The sequence below is a fragment of the Nocardia higoensis genome, from assembly GCF_015477835.1.
GTDB classification, from domain to species: domain Bacteria; phylum Actinomycetota; class Actinomycetes; order Mycobacteriales; family Mycobacteriaceae; genus Nocardia; species Nocardia higoensis_A.
Genome location: NZ_JADLQN010000003.1, coordinates 1 through 11,174, shown reverse-complemented (window position 1 = coordinate 11,174; position 11,174 = coordinate 1). Strand labels below are relative to the sequence as shown.

The window sequence follows — 11,174 nt, the reverse complement described above, 5'->3', positions numbered from 1 at the left end:
GTCCGCTGTGCGCAGGTCCGCTGTGCGTGAAGACAGCGCAACGGGGTAGGCGCAGAACATGACGTCCCCCGAGAACACCTCCGCGAACCCCGAACCCACCGAAGCCACCGCCGGGAAGAACCCCGATGTGGAGCTGATCGGGTACTCGGTGCCGCCTGCCGACGATCCGGACAATCCGGAAGAAGGTCCCCGCGGCGAGTAACCACTCCGGCCCTGTCCACCTCTCCGGTTACGCTGACTGCTCCCGGTCGGCACGGAGGGCTGAAAATGGACAGACTGGTTCACGTGGTCGGCGCCGTGGCGGCCGTCCTGACTCTGAGTGCCTGCACCGAGTCCGGTTCGCCGGTTCCGGCCACGTCCCCTGTCACCACCTCCTCGGCGTTGTCCCCCGAGCAACAGGACAACCTGCGCATCGTCGAGCGCTTGGCCGAGCTCGGCTGCGACACCAGCGGCTGTATCCAGACCTATTTCGCCTGCAAAGACGGCTATCTCACGGGCGAGGCCTGCGACTTCTACCGCAAGAACCCGATGTGATCGACGATGGCCTGATGCGCACTCACGAGGGCACGGAGGGTTTGCGCCAGGTCAGCGTGTAGCGGAAGTGGAACCGGCGGCGGAGTCGGTGGCCGGGGAGAATCGCCGAGGCGGTGCTTCGGATCTCGTCGATCGACTCCTTCGGCTCCGCGATCACCATGCCGGGGTAGGCCGACTCGCGGCGGATTCTGCTGACGACCATCACCGGGACGCTCATCGCGGCCGCGGTGAGATGGTCGGCGATCGTCTTGTTCTCGGACAACCCGACGATGTGGAGCGTGCCCCCCGTGCCCAGTAGTTCCCTCATGCGTTCCAGGGCGGGGGCGAGCGGCATGTGGTGCAGGGCCGCCACGCAGGTGATGAGGTCGAAGGGCGGTCCGTCGAATGCGGTGTCGAGGAAGTCGCCGTGGACAACCTCGGCGCGAGGTGTCTTCGCCAGCCGCGACCGTGCGGAGATGACGGCCGCCTCGTCCGGATCGATCCCGACGACGGAACCCGCTCTCGCCGAGAGTCTGTGGAGGAGAAGCCCGTCCCCGCAGCCGATGTCGAGAACTCGTGCGGCCGGGCCGGGGACGGCGGCGACCAGTTCGGGATGGAAGGCCGTGTTGTGATTCCAGTACGCGGACATCGGTTTTCAGTGTGTCAGAGCGCGCCGTCCCCGGCGGCCCATTCGGCGACGGGAGCGGCGATGAGTTCGGCGTTCTGGTCGTGCCCGAGGTGGGGCAGTTCGCGGTGATGGGCGAGCGGTAGCGCCTTCGCGGTCGCGTCGGCGGCGGTTTTGATGTTCGCGGCGCTGTCGGCGCCGGACAGGACCAGGGTCGGGACCGTCAGACCGGACCAGTCGGCCGGGCGCAGGGCCTCGCCGCGGGTGTAGGGCCCGATCACGGCCCAGTCGTGGGCGGTGGAGGCGGCGAGCGCTTTCATGGAGCGCCAGTAGGGGGTCAGGCGCATGGCGGTCACCATCGTCGGTGGTACCCCCATGACCTTGCGCAGGTAGAAGGCGGCGGCGCGGCCGGACTTGCCTTCGGCGATCAACTGCTCGAGGCGGGTTCCGAGATCGGCGGGCGGAACGTGGCCGGAGCGGTCGACGACGAACGGCGGTTCGAACGCGACCACCCGCGTGACGCCGGGAACCCGGCCCGAGGCCGCCGCGCGCAGGGCGAGCACCGCTCCGGCGGACCAGCCGAACAACGTCACCGGCTCGCCCGCGGCCGTCACCAGGGCCGCCAGATCGTCGATCTCGTCGCCCGCCTGGTAGACACCCGGGGTAGCACCGCTGTCGCCGCGTCCACGCCGGTCGTAGACGATCACCGTGATGCCGTGCCGCTCGGCCAGCAGCCGGGCCAGCTCGGTGAGCTTGGGAGAACGCCTGTCCTCGAGCGCGCCGCCGACGAGGATCACGGTGCCCCTGCCCGCCCCGTCGCCCGCACTCTCCGCGCCCGCACTCTCCGCGCCGGCACTCTGCGCGCCGATCCGGTCGAACGCGATCGTGGTGCCGTCCGCCGAGGTCACCGTCTCCATGCGTGTGTGCTTCCTTCCGGTGTCGTCGTCCCGGCCACTCCTCCGGCCGCGCCCTTCCATCATCCGGTGCGGTGCGCGGTTTCCCGGCACCGCCTCCACAGTGCCCGCGATGCCGAGGTGACGCCCCGCGCGTCGGCGGTATTGATAGCGCAATCACATATGTGAGCGGGCGGCGTCGGAATGATTACGATGGCTCGGATCCGGAGGAAGGCAGCTTGTGACAGCAACATTTGACGTGGGTGCGCATTCGCAGTCGCTGGTGGGACACCACTACCGGCTCGACGACTACTACGAGGTCGGGCGGGAGAAGATCCGTGAATACGCCCGCGCCGTGCAGGACTACCATCCCGCGCACTGGCAGGAAGCCGCCGCGAGCGAGCTCGGCTACACCGGCTTGGTCGTCTCGCCCACCTTCTTCTCCATTCCGGCGATGCTGGCCAACCGCAGGCTGTTCGAGTCCGTCGTCACCGGCTACGACGTGTACGTGCAGACCGATCAGGTCTTCGAGTGGTACGCCCCGGTCGTCGCGGGCGATCGTCTGACCAGCGATGTCGAGCTGTCCTCGGTGCGGCGGATCGCGGGCAAGGATCTGCTGACGGTCACCAACACCTTCACCGACCAGTCCGGCTGTGTGGTGCAGGCCATGCACACCACCGTCGTCGGCATCACCGCCGACGAGGTCGATCCCGGCATCGGCGAGGCCATGAAGAGCGTTCTGATGCACGGGCTCGACGTGGCCGCCCCGGCCACCACCGTCGACGAGGGCGCCGATCGGTCGCCTGCCGCGAACGGCACCCTCTCGACCAGGATCGCCGCACCCCGCACCCCGCACACCGCGGTGCGCTTCGACGACGTGGCGGTCGGTGACACGCTCCCGCCCCGCACCGTGGCCCTGACCCGCGGCGACCTGGTCAACTACGCCGGTGTGTCCGGCGACGCGAACCCGATCCACTGGAACGAGCGCATCGCGAAGCTGGCGGGCCTGCCCGATGTCATCGCGCACGGCATGCTCACCATGGCCTGCGGCGCGGGCTTCGTCACCGACTGGCTCGGCGACCCGGGCGCGCTGGCCAAGTACACGGTCCGGCTGTCGAACTACACCGTGGTCGAGGCGAATGCCGTCGGGACCGTCGAATACACCGGCCGCATCAAGTCGGTCGATCCCGAATCCAAGACCGCCGTCGTGCTCATCACCGCGAAATCGGCGGGGCGCAAGATCTTCGGCCTCGCCACCGCCGAGGTCCGACTCTCCTGAGCCGCTGTCGCGTGGCGCCCGGTCGTCGTCGGACGGCCGGGCCGGCCGGGCTCATCCGGCCCGGTTGCGGACCCAGGAGGGCTGGATGAAGATCGCATCCGCTTCGACCGTGACCCCCTTGTCGGTCGACAGGGAACCGACGACGAACGTCTTCGCCCCCTCGACTCGGTCGACGCGCGCCTCGACGCGGATCTTCCCCAGGGGCGTCGGCTTCCGGTATCTCAACGTGAGGGTGCCGGTGAACGAGGGCTGTCCGCCGTGCGCCGCTGCCTCGCCGAGGATCTGGTCGAGCAGCAGGGCCGAGATCCCGCCGTGCACCAGTCCGGGCGGCCCCTCGTAGGCGGCGCCCAAGGTGAGTTCGGCCCGGTGCAGGCCGGTGCCGTCTCGTTCGACCACCATCGGCGGCGCGATCGGATTGCGGACACCCACCGCCGCATTGCCCCACGGCAGCATGGTCCCGTCGGAGGTGAATCGGGCCCCGAAGGAGCCGTCGATCTGTTGCGCGCGCAGCCTGGCGGTCGCCGCGCGGACGGTCGCCTCGACCTCGCGAATGGTGTCCTCGTCGACCTCGGTGCGGATGGTCGCGTCCGCGAGCTCACGGACCGCCTGGGTGAGTGGACCGTACAGTGCGATACGACGGTCGATTTCGGCGGCGTCGATGTCGTCGAAGTGGATCTGCACGTGCTTTCCTGCCGTTTGATAGCCGATCGGGTCCGGTGGCCGTCGAGACGGGCCGGGCATCCGGTGACCCGGATTGCCGGATCGTAACGCAGGCCCGTGCCGCGCCCGCTCCGGCTGTGTCCTCGGTCGACTCAGAACAGTGTCGGTTCGCCGAACCCCGGGGTGCGCTCGATCTCGAGCAATCGGGCCTTCGTGCCGATCCCACCGGGTGCGGAGAATCCGTGCAGCGCGTGGTCGGCGGCGAGCACCCGGTGGCACGGGACGATCAGTGCGATCGGGTTGCGGCCCAGCGCCTGCCCGACCGCCTGCGCCGCTCCCGGCAGCCCGGCGCGTTCGGCGACCTGCCCGTAGCTGAGTGTGTGGCCGGGGTCGATGGCCCGGGTGATCTCGTACACCGTGCGGTGGAAGCCCGGTAGGCCGGTCAGGTCGAGCCGGATCCAGCGCAGATCGTCCAGTTCACCCGTGAGGTGGGCGCGGACGCCCTCGATCGCCGCGCGGATGTTCTCGGTCGGCTCGGACTGCGTGGCGCCCGCTCGCCGCAGCCGTTCCCGCGCGGCGTCCGGGTCGGCCTCCGGCAACCGGAACCCGACCACGGCATCGGCACGCCAGCTGATGGCGCAGATGCCGATCGCTGTGTCGAACAGCGCGATGTCGGCGCGCGTGGGATCCGGCGACGCGGCCCCGGACAGCGCGCGATCGATCCGACGGGCGGGGGTGCTCATAGGACCAGTGTGCACCGGGGGTACGACGGGAACAGAGCCGTGCGGGAACGGGTGCGGCAGCGAGCCGGGAGTCCCGGCCGAGATCGTGCTGCCCGCCGTGCGCGGCGACTACCAGGCGGTGGAGACCTACGACCAGCGCGGCGGAGAGCGGACACGGAGTCCAGTCCAGTCCAGTTTTGCGCAACTGGACTGGACTGGTTTCCGGTCGCGCGCATGGCGCGGCACGGACCGGCGAACGGACGGGCCTGCGTGCTGCCGCGAGCGCGGTTCAGGCGGCCTCGTCGAGCTCCTCGTGGGTGCGCACGGCCGTGATGTCGCGCAATTGTCGCTGGTGGTCGTAGAATCCGGGATCCGAGTCGCGGGGAACGACCGCGCCGAACAGCGCGTGCACTCGCGCGCCGACCGGTTCGCGGCGGACGGCCCGGTAGGCGAGGAGGGTGACGGCGAGGGCGATCAGGAGCGGCAGCGCAGTGGTCATGTCTTTCAGAGTCGGACCACTGGCCTTGCTTTTGAATATCCACTACCCGAATACTGGACTCTATGGCGACTCGAGTGATCGGTGCGGCCGGGCTGGCACGCGACCTGGGCAACTGGCGCACGGTGGGCGCGGAGGAGACCACGCACCGCGGCAGGCCCGCGTACCTGGCGCTGGCCGAGGGCATCCGGCTGCTCATCCACGACGGTCGCGCACCGCTCGGTGTCGCGCTGCCCAGCGAACGCGATCTGGCCGCCACCCTCGGCGTCAGCCGCACCACCATCACCTCAACCTACGCCCTGCTGCGCGAGCACGGCTACCTGATCAGCAGGCAGGGGTCGCGTTCGACCGTGGCGCTGCCGCCCAGCGTGCCGAGCGACGGCACCAAGGCCTCGCGTGGCATTCTCGCCACGATCATGCAACCGGAGCTGACCACCGTCGATCTCACCTATGCCGCCATGACCGCGCCGGAGGGCATCGAGAACGCGTATTCCGATGCTCTGCAACGTCTTCCGACCTACCTGGGCACGCACGGCATGGATCCGGTCGGCATGCTCGCCCTCCGTGAGGCCGTCGCCCGCCGCTACACCGCCCGCGGCCTGCCCACCGATCCCGACCAGATCCTGATCACCCTCGGCGCCCAGCACGGCTTGCGCCTGCTGCTCAACGTGCTCGCCGCGCCCGCGGCCCGGGTGCTCATCGAACACCCCACCTACCCGAACGCCATCGAGGCCATCCGCGATGTCGGTGCCCGCCCTGTCCCGGTGCCGCTGCTGCCCGAGAATCCCTCCGCCGGTTGGGATCTCGACGGCATTCGCAGTGCCGCCCGGCAGACCGCGGCCACCCTGGCCTACCTGGTGCCCGATTTCAACAACCCCACCGGCATGATGCTCGACGGCGAGGGGCGCGCCGAACTGGCCGCCATCGCCCGCGAGACCCGCATGACGATCATCGTCGACGAATCCATGGTCGATCTCGGCCTCGACCCGCACACCGAGACCATGCCGCCCCCGGTGGCCGTGTTCGGCAAGGGCAGCGAGATCGTCACCATCGGCTCGGCGTCGAAGTCGTTCTGGGGCGGCCTGCGGGTGGGCTGGATCCGCACCGGTACGTCGTTGATCACCAAGCTGCTCGGCAGCCGATCCACTGTCGACCTCGGCACCCCCGTGATGGACCAGCTCGCCACCGTCCACCTGCTCGAACACGCCGACGATGCCCTCGCCCTCCGCCGTGACCAGTTGCGCGCCCAGCGCGGTGCCCTGCTCGACGCCCTCGCCGAGGAACTGCCGGACTGGAAGGTGCAGCCGGGTGCGGGCGGCATGTCGGTCTGGGCGCAACTGCCCGCCCCGGTCTCCACCGCGCTGGCCGCCACCGCGCCCAATCACGGTGTATTGCTGGCCGCCGGGCCGCGCTTCGGTGTCCAGGGCGCCTTCGAGCGCTTCGTGCGCCTGCCCTACACCCACCGCGAGTCGGAACTGCGCCTGGCCGTCAAGTCGATGGCCTCGGCCTACGCCGCGCTCACCCCGCGCGCCGCGCAACCGCTCGACCCGTTGAACCTCTCCGTGCGCTGAACGACGGGCCCGCCACATGCGAACGGCCCCGCGCGCGAATGGAAGTCGCGCGCGGGGCCGTTGCCTCGGATCTCAGTCCGCCCAGACGGTGTCGATCGGGGTGCCCTCGTTCGGGGGCGGGGTCGGCACGGCCGCCGGGGTGCGCGAGAAGCGCGGGGCGGGCGCGTGCTGGACGACGCCGTCGATCTCCACCAGGCCGGTGCGCGCGACGATGTGCTCGTTCTCGGTGGCCTCGCTCAGCGTGAGCACCGGGGTGGTGCAGGCGTCGGTGCCCGCGAAGATCTCGGCCCACTCGTCGCGGGTCTTGGTCTTGAACTTCTCGGTGAAAAGCTTGCGCAGATCTTCCTGGGCATTCGGGTCGATCTGGGCGGGCAGATCCGCCGGGTCCAGCTCGAGGCCCTTCAGCAGTTCGGCGTAGAACTGCGGCTCGATCGCGCCCACGGCCATGTACTTGCCGTCGGCGGTCTCGTAGGTGTCGTAGAAGGCCATGCCGGTGTCGAGCAGGTTGGTGCCGCGCTCGTCGGACCACAGGCCCACGCCGCGCATGCCCCAGATCATGTGCGAGAGCGCCAGCGCACCGTCCACCATCGCGGCGTCGATGACCTGACCCTTGCCCGAGCTCTGGCGTTCCACCAGCGCGGCGAGGATGCCGAACACCAGGAACATCGAGCCGCCACCGAAGTCGCCGACCATGTTCAGCGGCGGCACCGGCCGCTCACCCTTGCGGCCGATGGCGTTCAGCACGCCGGTCAGCGAGATGTAGTTGATGTCGTGGCCTGCCCGGTCGGCCAGCGGGCCGTGCTGGCCCCAGCCGGTCATGCGGCCGTACACCAGGCGCGGGTTGCGGGCCAGGGTCTCCTCGGGACCCAGGCCCATGCGCTCGGTGACCCCGGGACGGAAGCCCTCGATCAGCACGTCGGCCTTCTCGATCAGGCGCAGCACCTTCTCGATGTCGGCGGGATCCTTGAGGTTGGCCTCGACGATCGTGCGGCCGCGCCATTGCGGGCGCTCCATCAGGCCGGGGAACTGGCCGGGCCGCTGGACGCGCACCACGTCGGCGCCCAGGTCGGCCAGCAGCAGCGCCGCGTGCGGGCCGGGACCGATACCTGCCAGCTCGACAACGCGGATGCCCGCCAGCGGGCCCTGCCTGGTGGCGGTGGATGAAGTGCTCACGCCTTACCTCGGTTCGTCGTTGATCCAGGTCACCGGCAACCGGTGCCTCCCGCCGGAGCGGGCCCGGCGAGCTGTATTGACAGTATGACAATAGCCTCGGCGACAACAGCGGGGCCGCACACCGGCTCTGCCCCACGTGCGCGCGACGGCACGATCGGCGAGAATCGCCGACGGCGCGCGACAGCGGGCGGACGGAGGGATTCGAACGTGAGTGTGTGGGGCGAAATCGTTGTCGGCCTGGTGATCCTGCTGGGATTGGTGGGCATCGTCGTGCCGGTGCTGCCGGGTGTGCTCGCGATCTTCGGCGCGATCCTGGTCTGGGCGATCATGACCGGCGGGACCACGGCGTGGACGGTGTTCGCTGTCGCCACGGTGCTGCTGGTGATCTCCGGGGTGATCAAGTACCTGTGGCCCGGCCGCAATATGAAGGAAGCCGGAGTGCCCAACCGGGCCCTGTTCCTCGGCGCGGCCCTGGCCCTCGTCGGTTTCTTCGTGATACCGGTGGTCGGGTTGTTCGTGGGCTTCGTCCTCGGCGTCTACCTCAGCGAACTGGAACGGTTGAACGACAGCAACCAGGCGTGGACCTTCACCGTGCACGCCCTGAAAGGCGTGGGCCTGTCGATCCTGATCGAACTCGCGGGCGCCCTGCTGGCCACCGGCGTATGGGTGATCGGCGCGATCGCGGCTTGAACCGGGCGCTGTTGCCCGCTCATCGGACGGCGAATACCGTTGTCTCGCATGGTGACGTGGACGCAGATCGTGACCTTCGCAGGACTGGCGTTCGTGATGGTGGCGCTGCCGGGGCCGAGTGTGCTGTTCACGATCGGCCGGGCGCTCACGGTCGGAAGGCGGGCCGCGCTGTACACGGTGGTGGGTAACGCCGCGGGGGTGTACGCGCAGATCATCGCCGTCGCGTTCGGGCTGGGGGCGGTGGTGATGGCTTCGGCGACGGTTTTCACCGCGATCAAGCTGGCCGGCGCGCTGTACCTGGTCCATCTCGGGGTGCAGGCCATCCGGCATCGCGCCGAGCTGGCCCGAGCCTTCGAGACGACCACGGCAGCGCCCACCATCGCCACGTCGACAGTGCTGCGCGACGGGTTCGTCGTCGGCATCACCAATCCGAAGACCATCGTCTTCCTGGTCGCCCTGCTCCCGCAGTTCGTCGACTCCGCCCGCGGCACGGCGACCGGTCAGATGCTGGTACTGGGGATCTGTATCCCGGCGTTCGGACTGGTCTGCGACACGGTGTGGGCGCTGGCCGCCGATTCCGCACGGACCTGGTTCGCTCGCACACCTCGCCGCCTGGCCGCCGTGGGCGGAACGGGCGGGCTGGTCATGATCGGCCTCGGCGCTTCTCTCGCGCTGACCGGCCGCAAGGACTGAATCCCGTCAGCGCTCGATCGCGCCGAACGGGATGGTGTCGGCCGGATCCCGCGGGGATTCGTGCCGGATCGGCCCCATCGCCTCGGTCGCGGGCAGCGGCAGGGTCGGATCGGGGTCCTCGAACTCGGGACGCTGCCTGGCGGGCAGACGGTAGAACGCGCGTGCGTTGTCCTCGAGCACCGCGTGCATGTCCGCGCCGACGACATCGCAGAGCAGGTCCACGTCCGAGTCGCGGAACGGGCGGCCCGCCCTGGTGCCGGGCAGGTCGCTGCCGAACATGAGCGCCTCGGGATTGACCGCGTGGATGCGGCGCAGCGTGTCGGCCACGTTCATCGACACCCGGCCGAAACCTGTCGCCTTCACCCGCGCGCCCCGGTCGACGAGGTCGAGCAGGTAGGGCAGACCCTCCTCGGACATGCCGAGATGGTCGACCGAGAGCGCGGGCAGCTTGGTGATCACCGGTTGCAGCGAGGCGAGCATCTGCCCGTCCACATAGACCTCGACGTGCCAGCCCGCCAGTTCGTGGGCGCGCAGCGCCTGGACGGTCATGCCGGTGATGTCGGTGGCGGCCCGCTTGAGGTTGAAGCGCAGCGCGCGCACGCCGACGCGGTCGAGTTCGACGATCTCGTCGTCACTCGCGTCGAGGTCCAGGCGCGTCACGCCCACCCAGTTCTCGCCCAGCTCGGCCAGCGCCGCCTCGAGGTAGGCCTGATCGGTGCCCTGGAACGAAGCGCTGACCACGGCTCCGCCCTGGACGTCGAAGCGCGCCATCCGCTTTCGATAGTCGGCGATGGTGTACGGCTCGGGCAGATAGCCCTCGTTCTCGGTCAGCGGGAACCGCGGATCGATGATGTGGACATGTGCGTCGAACACTTGTACAGAATGCCTCGAGATCGCGTCGCTGTCGCACCCGTCCCATCGGGAGACGACCGCAAGCGGACATGGGAGAGGGGCGCACGCCGCGCCCCTCTCGGAGGATGAATTAGAAGAGAACTAGACCTTGTTCGGTTCGCTGGCGCGCAGCATGTCCTCGCGCTCGACGACCTTGACCCGCTCGCGGCCTTCCGGCTCGCCCAGCGAACGCTCGTGCGCGTCCAGGCGATACCACCCGGCCCAGGTCGTGAACGGCAGGCCCTTGCCCTCCAGGAACTCGATCACGGCCTGCGGATCGGGGTTCTCGGCCGGGGTGAACGACGGCGCGTCGTCGAGCAGGCAGGCGATGGTCTCGTTGGCGTCGCCCTTGGTGTGACCGATCAGGCCGACCGGGCCGCGCTTGATCCAGCCGGTGACGTAGGTGGCCGGGACGTAGCGGTCCGCGCCGTCGGCGTTCTCGTCGGCCAGCACGCGACCGGCCTCGTTCGGCACGGTGCCCGCTTGGTCGTCGAAGGGCAGCTCGCTGATGTTCTGCGAGAGGTAGCCGACGGCGCGGTAGACGGCTTGGATGTCCCAGTCCTTGAACACGCCGGTGCCTTTGACGTTGCCGGTGCCGTCGAGTTGGGTGCGTTCGGTGCGCAGGCCGACGACCTTGCCGTTGTCGCCGAGGATCTCGGCGGGGGATTCGAAGAAGTGCAGGAACAGTTTGTGTGGGCGGTCGCCCTGGTCGCGGATGGCCCACTGTTCGAGGGTGTTGGCGACCATGTCGACCTGCTTGGAATGGCGGCGGGCGGCTTCGGAGCCTTCGTCGTAGTCGATGTCGGCGGGGTCGACGATGACCTCGATGTTCGGGGAGTGGTCGAGTTCGCGCAGTTCCAGGGGGGTGAACTTGGCTTGGGCGGGGCCGCGGCGGCCGAACACGTGCACCTCGAGGGCCTTGTTGGCCTTCAATCCCTCGTAGACGTTCGGTGGGATCTCCGTGGGCA

At 69.4% G+C, this 11,174-nt stretch carries 13 protein-coding genes and 1 pseudogene; 6 read left to right on the top strand and 8 right to left on the bottom strand.

The window, feature by feature from the left end; genetic code table 11:
* The first annotated feature begins 58 nt into the window (after positions 1-58).
* Together IU449_RS17985 and IU449_RS17980 are read left to right on the top strand one after the other, a co-directional pair.
* On the top strand, positions 59-202 hold the full coding sequence (locus tag IU449_RS17985) for a hypothetical protein (protein ID WP_195003290.1): 144 nt from the start codon (positions 59-61) through the stop codon (positions 200-202).
* Positions 203-267: 65 nt separating this feature from the next.
* Positions 268-534 carry a hypothetical protein gene (locus IU449_RS17980; protein ID WP_195003289.1) on the top strand — a complete coding sequence of 89 codons (267 nt, stop codon included), beginning with the start codon at positions 268-270 and terminating at the stop codon, positions 532-534.
* Positions 535-556: 22 nt separating this feature from the next.
* Here IU449_RS17980 and IU449_RS17975 read toward each other — a convergent pair whose 3' ends face one another.
* Positions 557-1,162: a class I SAM-dependent methyltransferase gene (locus tag IU449_RS17975; RefSeq protein WP_195003288.1), complete on the bottom strand. Its 606-nt coding sequence runs from the start codon at positions 1,160-1,162 to the stop codon at positions 557-559.
* A 14-nt stretch (positions 1,163-1,176) separates the two neighbouring features.
* On the bottom strand, positions 1,177-2,055 hold the full coding sequence (locus IU449_RS17970; protein WP_195003287.1) for an alpha/beta fold hydrolase: 879 nt from the start codon (positions 2,053-2,055) through the stop codon (positions 1,177-1,179).
* Between the two features lie 235 nt (positions 2,056-2,290).
* On the opposite strand from IU449_RS17970, the gene IU449_RS17965 reads away from it, so the two are divergent.
* Entirely contained in the window at positions 2,291-3,310 is a 1,020-nt protein-coding gene (locus tag IU449_RS17965) for a fused (3R)-hydroxyacyl-ACP dehydratase subunits HadA/HadB (RefSeq protein WP_195003720.1), read from the top strand.
* Positions 3,311-3,361: 51 nt separating this feature from the next.
* Here IU449_RS17965 and IU449_RS17960 read toward each other — a convergent pair whose 3' ends face one another.
* The 3 genes from IU449_RS17960 to IU449_RS17950 form a co-directional block, all read right to left on the bottom strand.
* Positions 3,362-3,991 (bottom strand): PaaI family thioesterase, encoded by a 630-nt coding sequence (locus IU449_RS17960; RefSeq protein WP_324188305.1) that lies wholly within the window; start codon positions 3,989-3,991, stop codon positions 3,362-3,364.
* 131 nt (positions 3,992-4,122) lie between these two features.
* Positions 4,123-4,713 (bottom strand): methylated-DNA--[protein]-cysteine S-methyltransferase, encoded by a 591-nt coding sequence (locus IU449_RS17955; RefSeq protein ID WP_195003285.1) that lies wholly within the window; start codon positions 4,711-4,713, stop codon positions 4,123-4,125.
* 268 nt (positions 4,714-4,981) lie between these two features.
* Positions 4,982-5,191 carry a hypothetical protein gene (locus IU449_RS17950; protein ID WP_195003284.1) on the bottom strand — a complete coding sequence of 70 codons (210 nt, stop codon included), beginning with the start codon at positions 5,189-5,191 and terminating at the stop codon, positions 4,982-4,984.
* A gap of 62 nt (positions 5,192-5,253) precedes the next feature.
* Here IU449_RS17950 and IU449_RS17945 point away from each other — a divergent pair, with 62 nt between their 5' ends.
* On the top strand, positions 5,254-6,759 hold the full coding sequence (locus tag IU449_RS17945; RefSeq protein WP_195003283.1) for a PLP-dependent aminotransferase family protein: 1,506 nt from the start codon (positions 5,254-5,256) through the stop codon (positions 6,757-6,759).
* Positions 6,760-6,831: 72 nt separating this feature from the next.
* Here IU449_RS17945 and IU449_RS17940 read toward each other — a convergent pair whose 3' ends face one another.
* Positions 6,832-7,932: a CaiB/BaiF CoA transferase family protein gene (locus tag IU449_RS17940; RefSeq protein ID WP_195003282.1), complete on the bottom strand. Its 1,101-nt coding sequence runs from the start codon at positions 7,930-7,932 to the stop codon at positions 6,832-6,834.
* Positions 7,933-8,139: 207 nt separating this feature from the next.
* Between IU449_RS17940 and IU449_RS17935 the strand changes: the two genes are divergently transcribed.
* Both IU449_RS17935 and IU449_RS17930 read left to right on the top strand, forming a co-directional pair.
* Positions 8,140-8,622 carry a DUF456 domain-containing protein gene (locus IU449_RS17935; RefSeq protein ID WP_195003281.1) on the top strand — a complete coding sequence of 161 codons (483 nt, stop codon included), beginning with the start codon at positions 8,140-8,142 and terminating at the stop codon, positions 8,620-8,622.
* A 48-nt stretch (positions 8,623-8,670) separates the two neighbouring features.
* On the top strand, positions 8,671-9,315 hold the full coding sequence (locus tag IU449_RS17930) for a LysE family translocator (protein ID WP_195003280.1): 645 nt from the start codon (positions 8,671-8,673) through the stop codon (positions 9,313-9,315).
* Between the two features lie 6 nt (positions 9,316-9,321).
* Here the strand turns inward: IU449_RS17930 and IU449_RS17925 are convergent, their stop codons facing one another.
* Both IU449_RS17925 and IU449_RS17920 read right to left on the bottom strand, forming a co-directional pair.
* Positions 9,322-10,188: an amidohydrolase family protein gene (locus tag IU449_RS17925; RefSeq protein WP_195003279.1), complete on the bottom strand. Its 867-nt coding sequence runs from the start codon at positions 10,186-10,188 to the stop codon at positions 9,322-9,324.
* Positions 10,189-10,308: 120 nt separating this feature from the next.
* Positions 10,309-11,174, bottom strand: a pseudogene (locus IU449_RS17920) (pyridine nucleotide-disulfide oxidoreductase); the annotation flags it as partial.